This window comes from Pseudoalteromonas sp. SR44-2 (assembly GCF_014163745.1).
Taxonomy (GTDB): domain Bacteria; phylum Pseudomonadota; class Gammaproteobacteria; order Enterobacterales; family Alteromonadaceae; genus Pseudoalteromonas; species Pseudoalteromonas distincta.
Genome location: NZ_JACJDW010000008.1, coordinates 13,216 through 28,197 on the forward strand (window position 1 = coordinate 13,216; position 14,982 = coordinate 28,197).

Here is a 14,982-nt window from a genome sequence, read left to right on the forward strand (position 1 = left end):
TATGAATAACGTAGTGTGGACAATTGCCGGATCTGATTCTGGCGGCGGTGCCGGTATTCAAGCAGATATAAAAGCAATGCAAAGTTTTGGTGTGCATGGCTGCACGGTAATTACGGCGCTTACTGCGCAAAATAGTTTAGGTGTAGAGGCTATTAATGCAGTGTCTACCGATATTATTGAATCGCAGTTACTTGCGCTTGAAAAAGACATGAAAGCCAAAGTGATAAAAATTGGCATGCTTGCCAATGTGCAGCAAATTCAGTTGATCAGCGAACATATAAGTCACTATAAAGCTAAGTGGCCTGTGCCTCCCGTTATTGTATATGACCCTGTTGCGATTGCCTCAAGCGGTGACTTACTAACAGAAGAGGACACAGTAAGTGCAATAAAAGAATGTTTACTGCCGCTGGTGGATGTAATAACCCCAAACACCCACGAAACACAGTTATTAACAGGTGTGTATTTAATTGGCCCGGCTGCAATAAAAGAAGCGGCTAATAAGCTATTAAGCTGGGGTGCAAAAGCCGTTGTTGTTAAAGGCGGACATTGGGATTACCCAAGTGGCTACTGCATTGATTATTGTATTGATAGTAATACGCAAAGTGGTGAAGAATACTGGTTAGGCAATCAAAAAATACAAACCCCGCATAACCACGGCACCGGATGTAGCATGGCTTCGGTAATTGCTGCATGTTTAGCTAAAGACTATCCATTAAAAGATGCCTTTATTTTAGCTAAGGCATATATAAACCAAGGGCTAAAACAGTCGGTACGTTATGGCGAAGGGATTGGACCGGTTGCTCATACATCGTTCCCCACTAATTTAGCTGACTACCCACAAGTGATTGAGCCGGGGAGCTGGCTGGGTGATGAACTAGATTTTGATGTGCCGCTTGATTTTAATATGGCTGCTGATTTTGCACCTTGTGAAAGTAAATCGCTTGGCTTGTATGCAGTTGTAGATAGTATAGATTGGTTAGAAAAGTGCTTACAACAAGGCATTAAAACAGCGCAGTTACGCGTTAAAAATAAAACGCAAGACGAGCTTGATGGGCTCATTAAGCAAGCTGTTGAGCTGGGCAAGCAATACAACGCACAGGTATTTATAAACGACTACTGGCAGTTAGCTATTAAGCACGGTGCATATGGCGTGCATTTAGGGCAAGAGGATTTAGACATTGCTAATTTAGCGGCAATTAAAGACGCAGGGTTAAGGCTTGGGCTTTCTACTCATGGTTTTTATGAAATGTTGCGTGCGCATAATTATCGCCCTAGTTATATGGCATTTGGCGCTATTTACCCAACCACAACAAAAGATATGACAGGTCAAATACAAGGCCTTGAAAAGCTGATTAAGTTTGTACCACTGATGCAAAGCTACCCAACAATAGCAATAGGCGGGATTGATTTAAGCCGTGCTGAGCAGGTAGCGAAAACTGGCGTAGGCAGTGTTGCTGTAGTGCGTGCGATTACCGAAGCTGATAATTACGTAGAGGCTATAAGCGCTCTGCAAGTGGCCATAAGCATTGCCAATTAAAACTAACAAGGGTAATACTAACAAGGCCGGTAAACGTGAATGAGCTAAGCGATAAAGAAACCCTGCGTTACAGCCGCCATTTATTGCTTGAAGAAGTTGGGCTTGAAGGGCAATTAACACTTAAATCCTCAACGGTTGCAGTTGTGGGGGCTGGTGGTTTAGGTAGCCCCGCACTTTTATATTTAGCCGCTGCGGGTGTTGGAACGCTTATTTTAATTGACGATGATGAGGTTGAGCTTTCAAACTTACAGCGCCAAGTGCTTTATAAAATAAATCACTTAGGACAAAACAAGGTCGCTGCAGCGGGTAAAGTATTAGCGAGTCTTAATAATCAAATAAACATTGTAACGCATTGCCAAAAGCTAGATGAGAGTAACGCAGCTAACATGCTAAAAGATGCTGACATAGTACTTGATTGCTCTGATAACTTTAGCACTCGCTATAGTGTTAATCGTTATTGTATTGCTAATAAAACACCGTTAATTTCGGGTGCTGCACTCGCAACCAAAGGGCAGTTAATGGGCTTTGATTTTAGGCAAAGTGATAGCCCATGTTATGGCTGCGTTTTTCCACAGGGCGAAGCTACACCAGTTATCAATTGCAGTAACGCAGGGGTTATTAGCCCGTTACTTGGTGTAATAGGCTCTATGCAGGCGCAACTTACGCTCAACTTATTACTGGGGCATTCAGAGGGAAGTGTGTTTATAACCTTTGATGCGCTTACTTTAAAGCAGCAGCATTTCAAAGTGATTAAAGATTCAGAGTGTAAAGAGTGTGGTAAATAGTTTTTGAGGGGCTTGTGCCTGTTATTAAATGTAGCGTTAAAGAATTAAAAGCTGCGCTTTTCGCGTGAGCAAGCTTCACGCCTACAGTACATCAAAATTCTTACACCAAACTTGTATACGCACAGCTTGCTGGCGTGACGAGCAAAGCTCGTAATTTCTATACCAGATGTCTTCTCATTTACATCTCTTTTGCTTCTCTTAGTGCAATAAGATCTTAAGTGATTTATTCACAAAGAGGTTAAGAGGGCGCTGCGCTTTAGAGAAGTAAAATACATAATTACTATGTTTTATGTCTTCTCATTTACTCCTCTTTTACTTCTCTTTGTGCAATAAGATTTTAAGTAATTTATTCACAAAGAGGTTAAGAGGGCGCTTCGCTTTAGAGAAGTAAAAATAAATAATTACTATGTTTAATATCTTCTCATTTACTCCTCTTTTGCTTCTCTTTGTGCAATAAGATTTTAAGTGATTTATTCACAAAGAGGCTAAGAGGGCGCTGCACTTTAGAGAAGCCAATAAGTAAGTAAAGTATTAGTTATAAATATTAAAAGCGGCGCTTTTCGTGTAAGCAGGCTTCACACCTACAAAAATAAAAAAACCGCGTTTAAATAACGCGGTTTTTTGATTTCTAATTAACGATTGATTTAGTCGTTAATTTTTGCAAACGCAGTACCTAAGCGAGTAACCACTTCTGGTAGTTGGTCATCCAGTATTTCAGCTTTATCAGCACCCCATGCTAGTACCACAGTAGAGCCTAACTTAAAGCGACCCATTTCTTCACCCTTTTTAAGCGTGATGGCGTTATCGCCAGTGGTTGGGTATTTCCAACTAAATACATCGCTACCTGCTGGTGGCGTGACAGTACCTGCCCAAATAGTTTCTATGCTGGCTACAATTGTTGCGCCAACAAGTACCATAGCAAGCGGACCAATTTCAGTTTCAAAAATTGCTACTACTCGTTCATTACGCGCAAACAAGTTAGGCACGTTTTGCGCGGTAAGTGGGTTTACTGAAAATAAATCACCTGGCACGTAAATCATTTTGCTTAGTGTGCCATCAATTGGCATATGAATACGGTGGTAATCTTTAGGTGCTAAATAAATAGTGGCAAACTTACCGCCTAAAAATGGTGTTGTATCATCTTGTGAGCCGCCTAGTAGCGCTTGTAAGCTGTAATCGTGACCTTTAGCTTGTATTAGCTGTCCGTCAACAATATCGCCTAGCTGGCTGATTGCGCCATCCACTGGATGAATGATGATATTGCTATCTTCTACCATTGGGCGCATGCCGTCTTTTAAAGGGCGAGTAAAAAATTCATTAAAGCTTTTATAGTGAGCCGGATCTGGGTATTGGGCTTCGCTCATATCTACTTTATATTGCTTAATAAATAGTTTAATTAAAGTCGTTGTTAAAGCGCCTGCTTTAGCTGCGGCTAATTTACCCACTACGCGTGAAATAAAATGTTTTGGCATTGCGTACTGCATTGCGATTTTAAATTTGTCTAAACTCACAGTATTTATCCTAAATTATACGCGAGGCGCACGGGCGCCTGCACGGCCATCGGCCATTGTTTCTAAAATTCGGTGGTAGCTGTCAAAGCGCAATTGAGAAATTTTGCCATCTGCTACAGCTTCTTTAACTATACAGCCCGGATCGTTTAAATGTTTACAGTCTCTAAAGCGGCACCCGCCTATAAATTCTCTAAACTCTTTAAAGCACCAGGTTACACGCTCAACATCTAAATGCCATAAACCAAACTCACGAATTCCTGGCGAGTCGATTAGGTTACCACCACTTGGTAAATGGTGAAGGCGTGAAACAGTTGTTGTGTGCTGTCCTAAGCCGCTGTTTTCAGATACTTCTTTAGTTAATATTTCAGCGTTAGGTAATACAGTATTAACGAGGGTGGATTTACCCACACCACTTTGGCCAACAAAAATGTTATTTTTACCAACAAGTACTTCTTTTAATTCATCAATACCATTGCCCGATATATTACTAACAAGGAGTACTTGGTAATCAAGTTTACGATAGATATCGAGAACTTTTTGTATTTCGCTAAGACCTGCGTCATCAATTAAATCTATTTTATTGAGTACTAAAATTGGCTCAATACCCATATCTTCACAGGCTATTAAATAGCGGTCGATAATACTTGGGGTAAACTCAGGTAATACCGCCGATACCATGAGTATTTGATCAATGTTAGCCGCAATAACTTTTACGCCGTCGTAAAAGTCAGGGCGGGTAAGTTGCGAGCGACGCTCTTGCGTGGCTTCAATTACTCCGGCTAAATCACCTTCACTTACTTTGGCACGGCGAAACAATACCTCATCACCACACACTAAATTTGACACGGTACGTCGTATATTACAACGAAGTACATCGCCATTTTCAGTTTCGACATCGGCGTGTTGGCCAAAACGACTGATCACAATTGCGCTCTCGACCTGACCTAAATTATCGGTTTGCCACTCTTGCGCGCCTTTTTTAGCTGGTCTTGAGTCTGCGCTATTAATGCGCTTTTGGTGATTGGCCTTGATCTGACGCGATTGGCCTTTACTTAATTTTTTCTGTTTTGCCACTGGAGGCCTATAACCTTAGTTAAATGTCGCTTTTCCTAAAAAAAGCTTTAGCTCGACGGTTGATGCTAATATGATATATCGAAATGCGTTGGATCTAAAGGAAAGCACCGCTTAGGTAATTATGACTATTAATAAATCAAATTTAATTTGGCTCGATCTTGAAATGACAGGACTCGAACCAGAGACCGATAAAATACTCGAAATTGCGACGGTTGTCACTGACGCAGACCTGAATATATTAGCTGAAGGGCCAACCATAGCTATTCATCAAAGTGATGAATTACTAAATGGTATGGACGAGTGGTGTACTACGCAGCATGGTAAGTCGGGTTTAACAGCGCGCTGTAAAGCAAGTACATTCGATGAAGAGTATGCCGTGGCACAAACGTTAGATTTTTTAAAACAGTGGGTGCCTGCAGGTGTATCACCAATGTGTGGTAATTCAATTGGGCAAGACCGCCGCTTTATGAATAAATACATGCGTGAACTTGAAGATTTTTTTCATTACCGCAATCTTGACGTGAGTACCATTAAAGAATTAGCACGTCGCTGGAAACCTGAAGTGCTTGCAAAAGTGAACAAAAAAGGTTCGCACCTTGCTTTGGATGACATTAAAGATTCGATTATGGAATTAAAAGTCTATAGAGAAAATTTCTTTAATTTGTAAAAAACACTTGCAAACACATCGGATTATTGTAGAATCCTGCCCCGCTCAAGACGATAACCCACGCGGGGTTAGTGTGTTTGGGTTGTTTTTATTGTGGTCGTTTTACATCCATAATTAAAATGCGGTACTAGCTCAGTTGCTAGAATGTTGAACGCGACCCGTCGCGCTTAAGCGTAAAATAACTGAAGAAATAAAAAATGCGGTACTAGCTCAGTTGGTAGAGCGCGACCTTGCCAAGGTCGAGGTCACGAGTTCGAGCCTCGTGTACCGCTCCAATTTCTAACCAAAAGAAATTGTAGTGTTGAATGAAAATATAATGCGGTACTAGCTCAGTTGGTAGAGCGCGACCTTGCCAAGGTCGAGGTCACGAGTTCGAGCCTCGTGTACCGCTCCAATTTCTAACCAAAAGAAATTGTAGTGATAGTAAATTTAGTTATGCGGTACTAGCTCAGTTGGTAGAGCGCGACCTTGCCAAGGTCGAGGTCACGAGTTCGAGCCTCGTGTACCGCTCCAATCTTTTTATATCCTTTCAAAATTCTCTGTATTAAAAATCATAAATAAAATTATAATTTAAAACCTCTCTTATCTACTTTATTCTTTGTGCAATATTCAGCATTAAAGTTTTGGTTGTTAGAAGCTATCGCTTCTTGCGTGAGCTCTGCGCCTACAATAAAGCTGTTGTACTTTGAAGTTATGAGGTATGAGTGAGGTACAGAGGAGTCAATACTTTGAAACCGAGATTTTTTATTAAAATAGCTCCCCCTGAATAGTTGCTATAACTCGTCTAGAGCCACCAGAATCACGATGTTCACCTAAATAAATACCTTGCCATGTACCTAACGCTAAATAACCATTTGAAATAGGAATACTTAACTCGCAGCCTAACGTACTGGTTTTTATGTGTGCAGGCATGTCGTCGTCACCTTCATAATCGTGGCGATAATAAGGTTGACGCTCAGGAACGAATTTATTGAAATGGCTCTCCATGTCCATACGAACAGTGGGGTCTGCATTTTCGTTTATTGTAAGGCTCGCTGAGGTATGCTGAATAAATAAATGTAACAAGCCTATTTTGTAACTCGCCAGTTCAGGAAGCTGAGACAATATTTCGTCATCGATTATATGAAAACCTCGCGGGCGAGGCTTTAATGTAATTTGCTTTTGCTGCCAACTCATAATTTATCGAAACTAACTTCAATGTTTGCATTACCAGCATCACAGCTAAATGGCATGATGATTTTTTTACCTTGGCTTTTGTGAGTAATTGTATGACCCTTACCCGATACCACAATAGGCGTTGCCATATCAAAGTCGAAGCCTTTCTCGCCAAGTAAATTTTTAGCACCACCTGTTACCATGTTGGTTATTTCGCCAACCATATCAGTAACTTCTTCATCTATAGCATCAGGGCGTTCGCCAAGCATACGCTCCATGATGGTTAATGCTAGTTCTTCATCAAATGTAATTGAAAATGATCCTCGCGTTTGCGGGCCAACCATGCCAATCAAACCTGATACATCACCACAGGCTATCTCATCAGTTTTAATGCGAGGTTTACCTGGCTTCAATTGAGTTTGAGCCATAGTGCTCAAAACATTAATTAAAGAAGATAAAAAGGGATTGATGAATTCTACATTCATAGTGGCTACTCTTAAATTTGTTCTGTGAAATGACTATATAGTTTGAGTATAGTCACTAAGGATAACTTTGAAGGATTATGATGCTCTGCAAGATTCACATTTACCATGTGCTTCTATTGTCTGCCCTGATACAACAAACCCACCTTCGGCAGCTAAATTATTTAGCTCATGCGAAATTACACTCGAGTGTAATTCTTTGACAAAACCACAGGTATCGCAAATTAACAATTGTACTGGGTGTATATGATCAAAATGATGACACAGCATAAATGCATTTGTGCTTTCAATTTTATGAATAAAACCTAGCTCAGCTAAAAAGTCTAATGCACGATAAATAGTTGCAGGTTTAGCACCCGTTTCAGTTATTTTTAATTGCTCAAGCAAATCGTATGCACCAACACCACCTTGTGCGCTGGCTAATAGGCGAAATACTTTCTCGCGGATAGGCGTAAAACGCGCACCACGGTTGTCACAAACTTGTTTTGCTTTACTTACGAGTGATTCTATATTCATCATTACTCTTATCCTTATGCTACCGTGATATACTAACATACTGTGTTGTAGTTGCAGCGTTTTTATTAAGCGCTTTTTACCTAGGAAACCCAGTAATGCACGAACTATTAGCTATATTTATTTTCTTTTTTGCGGTTATTGACCCCATTGGTACTGTACCTGTATTTATTGCAGTCACACGTGGTGATGATGAGAAATTTAAACGTAAAGTTATATATAAAGCGGTAGGCGTATCTGCATTAGTGCTCTTATTTTTTGTACTTGCAGGTGAGCAATTACTTAACGCAATTGAAATTCCGCTTTCGGCTTTTCAAATAGCCGGCGGTATCATATTACTTATTTTCGCGCTCTCAATGATATTTGGTGAAAGTAAACCAGAAGCCGAAATTAAAAGTGTACGCGACAGCACTGAAACCGCTATTTTTCCGCTTGCGATTCCCTCTATCGCGAGCCCTGGCGCTATGTTAGGCGCCGTATTAATGACTCGTAATGAAGAATATACTTGGGTTGAGCAGTTACTAACGTCTTCGATGATGCTTGCTGTATTAGCGGTTGTACTGGTTTTGTTACTGCTTGCAACACATGTACATAAATTAATTGGTGATAGTGGTGCAAGTATAATAAGTAGAATTATGGGGCTTATTTTAAGCTCGGTTGCGGTTACCAATATTTTAAATGGTATAGCCCATTATTTTGGCTTGCAGGTTTTCTCTTAACATTGATGCTCGCTAGGCTTTTGTGTAAAATGCAGCGCCTTTTAAGCTGTGCTTAATAACTTTAATACCCTGAGGTTTGCTTTGAATAAATGTACTTTGGATAGACGCTTTTCTGTGGCCCCAATGCTTGATTGGACTGATCGCCATTGTCGTACTTTTCATCGCAAAATGACTAAACATACTGTGCTTTATACTGAAATGATAACCACAGGGGCTGTTTTATTTGGTCGAGGCGACTACTTACATTTTAATAAACACGAAGGCCCAGTTGCGCTGCAACTTGGTGGCTCTGATCCTAAAGCGCTTGCGCAATGTGCAAAGCTCGCAGGTGAGCGTGGCTATGACGAAATAAATTTAAATGTAGGTTGCCCGTCAGACAGAGTTCAAAATGGCCGATTTGGCGCATGTTTAATGGCTGAACCTCAATTAGTTGCTGAGTGTGTTGCAGCAATGAAAAACGAAGTAAGCATTCCTGTTACCGTTAAAACGCGTATTGGTATTGATGAGCAAGATTCGTATGAGTTTTTATGTGCGCTTATTGAAGCGTCTCATAAAGTAGGGTGTGATGATTTTATTATTCATGCTCGTAAAGCATGGCTTAATGGTTTAAGCCCGAAAGAAAATCGTGAGGTTCCGCCACTTGATTACCCACGTGTTTATCAACTTAAAAAAGATTATCCGCAGCTAGATTTAAGCCTAAATGGCGGTGTTAAAACAATTGAGCAGAGCCTAGAACATTTGCAACATATTGATGGTGTAATGATTGGGCGTGAGGCTTATAGCAACCCATTTATGCTCAATGACGTTGATGAGAAAATTTATGGTGATGCTGCAAATACGCAGTCACGCCACGATGTAGTGCGTTCAATGTATGACTACATTGAAGAAGAAATGCGTTTGGGTGCTAATTTTTGGCATATTGCACGTCACATGCTCGGTATTTTTCAGGGGCAGCCTGGTGCGCGAGGTTTTAGACGCCACCTTTCTGAAAGTGGTCACGGTAAGCAAGCTGATTTATCGGTAATGGATAAAGCATTAAGCTTTGTACCAGAATAAAACTAAGCTTTAAAAATTCTAAATTTAAGCCACTTTCGAGTGGCTTTTTTGATCCTAAAAATTAGTCAAAATCATAATTTATTGGCCAATTACACTCTATGTTGTTCAGCTTAAAGTCACTAAAATTTAGAGTGGTTTTTATTTAATGTTATGATTTTAAATGCTTTATTTTCGTTTTGATGGACTTGGCACAACTCTTGGAATCTTCTTGTTGAAATTAATTAAAAATCAACAGGAGAATACCATGGGAATATTTAACCGCGTAAATGATGTAATTCAATCAAACATTGTCGCCATGCTTGATAAAGCAGAAGATCCAGAAAAGCTTTTAAACCTAATGCTTAGCGAGATGCAAGATGCATTGAATGAGTGTCGTAGTACAGCAGCCGCTTTATTGTGTGAAGAGAAAGTAATTAATCGCCAAATTGATACTAAAAAAACAGAATTAGCAGCTTGGCAAATTAAAGCAGAACGTGCGGTTGAGAAGGGCAGTGATGATCTTGCTAAATCAGCTTTACTTGAGAAGCAACGCGTTAACGAAAGCATTGAAAATAAGCAAACTCAACTAGAAACTTTGCAAGAGTCTATTGCAAAAATTAAGTCTGATTGTGAGCGCTTGCAGCAAAAAATGGCTATGGCTAAAACTAAGCAAGCTCAGTTAATGCAACGCCATAATGTTGCTATTGCTAGAGGGCGAATCAGTACGCAACTACAAAGCGATAAAGTAGCTCATGCGTTGTCTCGTTTTGAACAAATAGAGCAGCGTGTTGAAGGTATTGAAGCTCAAGTAGAGGCTTATGAGCTGACTGATACAGCAAGCTCTACCAGTGCCCAAATTGAGTCGTTATTTAAAAATGAAAAAATTGATGCTGAGTTGGCTCGCTTAAAAGCGAACTTAAATACTAATTTAAAACACACTGCTTAGGAGATTGCTATGAACAGCTTTAATCGTCAACGAGGTTGGTATAAAGATACTCTGAATAAAAAAATATCGGGTGTTTGTAGTGGTTTAGCCCATAGATTGGACTTTCCGGTATGGGCAACACGCCTAGTTACTATTTTATTATTTTTGAGTTTTCCGTTTGCAGTTGCACTTGGCTATTTTATAGCGCATTGCTGCCTTGAAAATAAAGAGTATTAATACCAATAGGCATAAATATTTAAACAATTTAACGAATTAAATCACCCTATAACGTTGTTAAAAATTTTAATTTAGAACAGCTAAGTATAAAAATTTTTGCCTAGTTATAGCGCAATTTTCTTATCGTTAAATAGGCCTCATATATAAGCCGGTTGGTATAAGGAGAGTTATTATGAAAGCTTTGGCAGTATGTGTAATTATCTATTTATTACTGTTTACTGATTTAATAACGTTTGTGCAGATTGATTCTTGGCAGTTGCCGTTATGGATTGCTGATATTAGTTGGGCTGGGCTCGAGCTTGTAGGTGCTTTGGCCGCAATTATTGCTGTAGTTGCGGTAGTGGCTTTAATTACTATGGGATTAGTTGGTGCGGGTGTAGTGGCATTAGCAGGGACTGTTTTAGCGCTTTTATTCGGATCTATAATGATTGCATGGCCGTTACTATTTGTTGCAGTGTTGTGTTGGCTTGTTGCCGATAACAAAAAAGTAGCCTCTTAATCCTTAATTTGACTGACTATTATAGGTTAACTATGTTAAATTTAGCCTGTAATTTAAAGTTTTCATAAGGATAAGAATGATGACGAAACTATGTTTTTCGATGGCTTCTGCATTAATATTTAGTTTTTTTTCGTCATCGTTGGCGGCGCACTCAGGGCACGAGCATGGTTCTGATGTGGCTGTGCTCGAAGTAACTAACGCGCAAGTTAGAGAGTTTTTACCTGGCAGTACTTCAACTGTAGGTTATTTAACCCTTATTAATCACAGTGGAGCCGCAGCAACTTTAACTAAGGCAACTATTGATGGCTTAGGGCGTGTTGAAATACACGAGCATTCACATGTAGACGGCATGATGAAAATGCAACAAGTTGAATCGGTTGAAATTAAGGCGCACGAAAGCGTTAGCTTTCAGCCTGGCGGTTATCATTTAATGGCATTTGAACCACAAGAGCCATTAAAAGTAGGACAAGATCGTAAACTCACACTATATTTTAGTGACGGTAATCGCTTATTTACTAATGCTCAAGTCGTGTCGCTTGAAGCGCAAGCTAAGCAGTCAAAACCATCTACTCAACACGCTCATCATTAGGAGTACACATGTCGCAACATAAAGGAAAAATAGCAGGAATAATTGTTTTACTGCTTATCATTTTTTACGCAATTGCTGTTTATTGGAGCACAGAACCTTCACGTTTTGACGTTGTAGCAAACGCGAAAGAGCAAGCGCAGCTTCGTAATGAAAAAATAGTAACGGGTTATGTAACTACTTCTACATTAATTACGGTAGCCAATACCTTACTAGATAAACCGGGTGGCTACTTATCAAATGATGTAATACCACCAAGTATTATTATGGATGATATGCCAGCGTGGGAATATGGCGCACTAGAAATGGTACGTGATTTATCGCTTTCTATGCGAAAAGATTTTAGCCGTTCGCAATCACAGTCTACGGAACATGAAGCTCTTAAAAAGGCGCAGCCGCAGTTTAATATAAGCTCTGAGGCATGGGCGTGGCCAAGTGCTGAAGGTGAGTACCAAAAAGGTATTGACTACTTAATGGTATATCGTGGACAAATTGCTAATGAGCATGAGCGCGATAGCCAATTTTACGCACGAGCAGATAACTTACGTAGTTGGCTTAAAGAAGCTGAAAAACGTTTAGGTAGCCTAAGTCAGCGCTTAAGTGCCAGCGTAGGTCAGGAAAAAGTGAACACAGATTTAGCGGGTAATTCATCTAATAAACAAGCAACGCTTGCGCCACTGCAGCAGCAAGTAAGAACCCCGTGGTTAGAAATTGACGATGTGTTTTACGAGTCGCGCGGTGCAACTTGGGCATTACTGCATTTTTTACAAGCGATAGAGTATGACTTTAATGACGTTCTTGAAAAGAAAAATGCACGTGTAAGCTTGCAACAAATCATACGTGAACTTGAGGCAACTCAAGAAACAGTATGGAGCCCACTTATTTTAAACGGCAATGGTTTTGGCTATGTGGCAAACCATTCTTTAGTTATGGCAAATTATATTTCTAGAGCCAATGCGGCTTTAATCGAACTCAGCGAACTACTAGCTCAAGGATAAAAAATGAAAAAGTATTGTTTAGCAGCAGCCCTTTCAATGGCATGTTTAGCACCAGCAGCGCAAGCTGACACTCTACTAGGTTTATACGTAGGTGTTGATGGGTGGAAGTCAGATAACGATGGTCAATTTTCTTATAAAAATAATGCATCTCAAGATTTTAATTTTGAAGATGAGACGTTTGTAAGTTACTACGCGGCACTTGAGCACCCTGTACCATTAGTTCCAAATATTAAATTAAAGTATACCGAACTTGAACTAAACGGTTCTGCAGTTTTAACTGATACATTTAGCTTTAATGGTTCAGACTATGTGGTTGGTACGACAGTTAATTCAATTAGCGATCTAACACACATTGATTATATTCTGTATTACGAAATTTTTGATAACGACTTAATCTCTATTGATTTAGGTTTGAATGCGAAACAGTTTGATGGTGAGATTGCTGTAACAGGTACTACTCAAAGTGGCAACACTAACTTTACTGAAACCGTTGATTTCTCAGGTTTTGTTCCTCTTGCGTATGGCCGTGCTGAAGCAGGCTTACCTTTTACTGGCTTAAGTGTATTTTTTGAAGGTAGCTTTTTGGCTATTGACGATAGCAAAGTACAAGATTACCAAGTAGGCGTAGCGTGGGAACTTATTGATAACCTAGCAGTAGATGTTGCTGTTAAAGCCGGTTACCGCTCTATGGTATTAGAACTTGATGATGTAGATGATATTACTACTGATATTGATGCATCTGGCCCATTTGCGGGTATTCAGGTTCACTTTTAATTAGTATTTTCTAATTAAACATAGCGTGGCATATTATTTTATTGCGTGCCACGCTAAATCAAACTCTCCCTCCAGCGCATTATTAATTAACTGCTTATAAATTTTATTTACAGGAAAATTAATGAGTTTAGATAACTCATCACCTGTTTGCGTGAATTTATAATAGCTCAATACCAAATCACTACTTTTTGCTTTTAACGTTACTTTTTGCGATAAAAATAAAAGGGTAAGTTCTTGCCCCGCTTTAAGCACTGCAGATTCAATTTCTTTTCTATACAGTAAATTAAGATCCATAAGTGTTAAAATGTCAGGAAAACTAATACCTGTTTTTCCTAGATTTAGAGACACTTTATTGCCTTTTCGTAGCAAATCAAACAATGACGGTTTTTTGTAAAAGCCTAGTAGAATAAAGTGGCTGTCGTCTTTTTCGTTATAGCCTGAGAGCGACACACATTTTTGCAAAGAGTCAGCTTCTCGCTGTGTCATATGCTTTAACGTTTGCAAGCTTTTAATTGAAAACGTACCAGGGTTGAGTGTTTCTCCCGTTAAAATTTTCGCCCATAAAGTTTGCATTGACGCATTTGAAGTATCTTCGCACAGTGCGATAAAATGCTCTACCCAATCAACATCAGGTTGTTTACTACTTGCTACATCGGGGCAAAACCCCATAGCCATCGCCAAAATTGACTCTATATTTTGTTGTTGTTTTATTAGAAGTAAATCTTGGCGCTTTTGGGCACGAGCTAAAACAGAGTTTTCACTGTTAATATGATAAAGCGGCTTAACTTGGCCTTTAATATCGTAACTTTGTTCGGGGGTAGGCAGTACTCCGTTACTGCCTATTTTTGTTATAGGGTAACCAAGTAAGGATTCGATAATGTTAGCAAGGTTAATTCTCGCTTGTGCTGTCTTGACTGTCATGGCTGTGCATTGTCCTCTGTGAATGGCTAAGCTGAGCAACAGTTTTAAGGTTATTTAACCCCAATGAAACTGTATTACGGAGCACATATTCGCTCAAAATTGCAGTGTAACCAGATATTAAAGGAGCGGTTGTTTGTCCGTTAATCTTACATATTAAAGTGACGATACCGTTTTGCTCATTAAAATTAAAAGTCCCTCTAATAATATGCTCAGCATTTAAAAGTATATTAAAGCTGACCTTATTTTGACTCACCGAAGTTATGATCATTTCACCATACCCCCATTTTCCCTTCCAAGACTGATGAGCACCTAGGCCAGAGCTAGGTTCGCCCAAGGTAAAACGTATACTGGGGTCTACTTTTTCCCAAGGAGACCATTTTTGCCATTGATTAAAGTCAGTAATAAGCGGTTTTACTGCGTCAATGTTTGCATTAATTTCTATTGTTTTATTTACACTATAACTTTGAGGAAGTATCAGCCCTACCAGTACTAATACCAATAGCAATAACAGTACGCCTTTGATCAATATTTTTAATGGTTTAATAAGCACACCTTTTATTAGTT

18 protein-coding genes and 3 tRNA genes are annotated in these 14,982 nt (G+C 39.6%); 14 read left to right on the forward strand and 7 right to left on the reverse strand.

Going from position 1 to position 14,982, the window contains the following annotated elements:
* Position 1 precedes the first annotated feature (1 nt).
* Together thiE and H5115_RS06645 are read left to right on the forward strand one after the other, a co-directional pair.
* Positions 2-1,537 (forward strand): thiamine phosphate synthase, encoded by a 1,536-nt coding sequence (gene thiE / locus H5115_RS06640; RefSeq protein ID WP_182754414.1) that lies wholly within the window; start codon positions 2-4, stop codon positions 1,535-1,537.
* Positions 1,538-1,572: 35 nt separating this feature from the next.
* Positions 1,573-2,322 (forward strand): HesA/MoeB/ThiF family protein, encoded by a 750-nt coding sequence (locus tag H5115_RS06645; RefSeq protein ID WP_182754417.1) that lies wholly within the window; start codon positions 1,573-1,575, stop codon positions 2,320-2,322.
* Between the two features lie 644 nt (positions 2,323-2,966).
* Here the strand turns inward: H5115_RS06645 and asd are convergent.
* Both asd and rsgA read right to left on the reverse strand, forming a co-directional pair.
* Positions 2,967-3,833, reverse strand: a complete 867-nt coding sequence (gene asd / locus H5115_RS06650) for an archaetidylserine decarboxylase (RefSeq protein ID WP_004336058.1) — start codon at positions 3,831-3,833, stop codon at positions 2,967-2,969.
* A gap of 15 nt (positions 3,834-3,848) precedes the next feature.
* The gene (gene rsgA, locus H5115_RS06655) at positions 3,849-4,907 is read right to left on the reverse strand and encodes a small ribosomal subunit biogenesis GTPase RsgA (protein ID WP_004336055.1); all 1,059 of its coding nucleotides are present in this window, start codon (positions 4,905-4,907) and stop codon (positions 3,849-3,851) included.
* Between the two features lie 121 nt (positions 4,908-5,028).
* Here rsgA and orn point away from each other — a divergent pair, with 121 nt between their 5' ends.
* The 4 genes from orn (at position 5,029) to H5115_RS06675 (ending at position 6,087) form a co-directional block, all read left to right on the forward strand.
* A complete protein-coding gene (gene orn / locus H5115_RS06660; protein ID WP_004336052.1) occupies positions 5,029-5,574 on the forward strand; it encodes an oligoribonuclease in 546 nt (181 codons plus the stop codon).
* Between the two features lie 199 nt (positions 5,575-5,773).
* Positions 5,774-5,849: transfer RNA gene (locus H5115_RS06665), tRNA-Gly, on the forward strand.
* 43 nt (positions 5,850-5,892) lie between these two features.
* Positions 5,893-5,968, forward strand: a tRNA-Gly gene (locus H5115_RS06670).
* Between the two features lie 43 nt (positions 5,969-6,011).
* Positions 6,012-6,087, forward strand: a tRNA-Gly gene (locus H5115_RS06675).
* 234 nt (positions 6,088-6,321) lie between these two features.
* Here the strand turns inward: H5115_RS06675 and H5115_RS06680 are convergent.
* The 3 genes from H5115_RS06680 to H5115_RS06690 form a co-directional block, all read right to left on the reverse strand.
* On the reverse strand, positions 6,322-6,750 hold the full coding sequence (locus tag H5115_RS06680; protein ID WP_024589772.1) for a secondary thiamine-phosphate synthase enzyme YjbQ: 429 nt from the start codon (positions 6,748-6,750) through the stop codon (positions 6,322-6,324).
* Positions 6,747-7,214, reverse strand: coding sequence for a chemotaxis protein CheX (locus tag H5115_RS06685; protein WP_024595807.1), 468 nt, complete (start codon positions 7,212-7,214; stop codon positions 6,747-6,749). The genes H5115_RS06680 and H5115_RS06685 overlap by 4 nt, the downstream gene beginning before the upstream one ends.
* A gap of 75 nt (positions 7,215-7,289) precedes the next feature.
* Positions 7,290-7,727, reverse strand: coding sequence for a transcriptional repressor (locus H5115_RS06690; RefSeq protein ID WP_002957918.1), 438 nt, complete (start codon positions 7,725-7,727; stop codon positions 7,290-7,292).
* A 95-nt stretch (positions 7,728-7,822) separates the two neighbouring features.
* Here H5115_RS06690 and H5115_RS06695 point away from each other — a divergent pair, with 95 nt between their 5' ends.
* The 8 genes from H5115_RS06695 to H5115_RS06730 all read left to right on the forward strand — a co-directional run bounded on the left by H5115_RS06695 (position 7,823) and on the right by H5115_RS06730 (position 13,497).
* Positions 7,823-8,443, forward strand: coding sequence for a MarC family protein (locus H5115_RS06695; RefSeq protein WP_002957920.1), 621 nt, complete (start codon positions 7,823-7,825; stop codon positions 8,441-8,443).
* Positions 8,444-8,566: 123 nt separating this feature from the next.
* Positions 8,567-9,499 (forward strand): tRNA dihydrouridine(20/20a) synthase DusA, encoded by a 933-nt coding sequence (gene dusA / locus H5115_RS06700; protein WP_259396340.1) that lies wholly within the window; start codon positions 8,567-8,569, stop codon positions 9,497-9,499.
* Between the two features lie 244 nt (positions 9,500-9,743).
* Positions 9,744-10,424: a PspA/IM30 family protein gene (locus H5115_RS06705; RefSeq protein WP_182754422.1), complete on the forward strand. Its 681-nt coding sequence runs from the start codon at positions 9,744-9,746 to the stop codon at positions 10,422-10,424.
* Between the two features lie 9 nt (positions 10,425-10,433).
* Positions 10,434-10,640, forward strand: coding sequence for a PspC domain-containing protein (locus H5115_RS06710; protein ID WP_024599243.1), 207 nt, complete (start codon positions 10,434-10,436; stop codon positions 10,638-10,640).
* Positions 10,641-10,812: 172 nt separating this feature from the next.
* The gene (locus H5115_RS06715; protein WP_002957925.1) at positions 10,813-11,139 is read left to right on the forward strand and encodes a hypothetical protein; all 327 of its coding nucleotides are present in this window, start codon (positions 10,813-10,815) and stop codon (positions 11,137-11,139) included.
* Positions 11,140-11,218: 79 nt separating this feature from the next.
* Positions 11,219-11,728 carry a copper chaperone PCu(A)C gene (locus H5115_RS06720; protein WP_404936121.1) on the forward strand — a complete coding sequence of 170 codons (510 nt, stop codon included), beginning with the start codon at positions 11,219-11,221 and terminating at the stop codon, positions 11,726-11,728.
* An 8-nt stretch (positions 11,729-11,736) separates the two neighbouring features.
* Positions 11,737-12,723: a DUF2333 family protein gene (locus tag H5115_RS06725; RefSeq protein WP_024603343.1), complete on the forward strand. Its 987-nt coding sequence runs from the start codon at positions 11,737-11,739 to the stop codon at positions 12,721-12,723.
* A 3-nt stretch (positions 12,724-12,726) separates the two neighbouring features.
* Positions 12,727-13,497, forward strand: coding sequence for a TIGR04219 family outer membrane beta-barrel protein (locus tag H5115_RS06730; protein WP_182673258.1), 771 nt, complete (start codon positions 12,727-12,729; stop codon positions 13,495-13,497).
* A gap of 33 nt (positions 13,498-13,530) precedes the next feature.
* On the opposite strand, the gene H5115_RS06735 is transcribed toward H5115_RS06730, so the two are convergent.
* Together H5115_RS06735 and H5115_RS06740 are read right to left on the reverse strand one after the other, a co-directional pair.
* On the reverse strand, positions 13,531-14,418 hold the full coding sequence (locus tag H5115_RS06735) for a TIGR03899 family protein (protein WP_182754425.1): 888 nt from the start codon (positions 14,416-14,418) through the stop codon (positions 13,531-13,533).
* Positions 14,387-14,968, reverse strand: a complete 582-nt coding sequence (locus H5115_RS06740; RefSeq protein WP_182754427.1) for an SRPBCC family protein — start codon at positions 14,966-14,968, stop codon at positions 14,387-14,389. The genes H5115_RS06735 and H5115_RS06740 overlap by 32 nt, the downstream gene beginning before the upstream one ends.
* Positions 14,969-14,982 lie beyond the last annotated feature (14 nt).

Coding starts and splice junctions, on each gene's coding strand:
- orn (WP_004336052.1), top strand. CDS start 5,029: ATGACTATTAATAAATCAAATTTAATTTGGCTCGATCTTGAAATGACA.
- H5115_RS06720 (WP_404936121.1), top strand. CDS start 11,219: ATGACGAAACTATGTTTTTCGATGGCTTCTGCATTAATATTTAGTTTT.
- H5115_RS06710 (WP_024599243.1), top strand. CDS start 10,434: ATGAACAGCTTTAATCGTCAACGAGGTTGGTATAAAGATACTCTGAAT.
- H5115_RS06690 (WP_002957918.1), bottom strand. CDS start 7,727: ATGAATATAGAATCACTCGTAAGTAAAGCAAAACAAGTTTGTGACAAC.
- dusA (WP_259396340.1), top strand. CDS start 8,567: ATGCTTGATTGGACTGATCGCCATTGTCGTACTTTTCATCGCAAAATG.
- H5115_RS06730 (WP_182673258.1), top strand. CDS start 12,727: ATGAAAAAGTATTGTTTAGCAGCAGCCCTTTCAATGGCATGTTTAGCA.
- H5115_RS06725 (WP_024603343.1), top strand. CDS start 11,737: ATGTCGCAACATAAAGGAAAAATAGCAGGAATAATTGTTTTACTGCTT.
- H5115_RS06695 (WP_002957920.1), top strand. CDS start 7,823: ATGCACGAACTATTAGCTATATTTATTTTCTTTTTTGCGGTTATTGAC.
- H5115_RS06715 (WP_002957925.1), top strand. CDS start 10,813: ATGAAAGCTTTGGCAGTATGTGTAATTATCTATTTATTACTGTTTACT.
- thiE (WP_182754414.1), top strand. CDS start 2: ATGAATAACGTAGTGTGGACAATTGCCGGATCTGATTCTGGCGGCGGT.
- H5115_RS06705 (WP_182754422.1), top strand. CDS start 9,744: ATGGGAATATTTAACCGCGTAAATGATGTAATTCAATCAAACATTGTC.
- H5115_RS06735 (WP_182754425.1), bottom strand. CDS start 14,418: ATGACAGTCAAGACAGCACAAGCGAGAATTAACCTTGCTAACATTATC.
- H5115_RS06680 (WP_024589772.1), bottom strand. CDS start 6,750: ATGAGTTGGCAGCAAAAGCAAATTACATTAAAGCCTCGCCCGCGAGGT.
- H5115_RS06685 (WP_024595807.1), bottom strand. CDS start 7,214: ATGAATGTAGAATTCATCAATCCCTTTTTATCTTCTTTAATTAATGTT.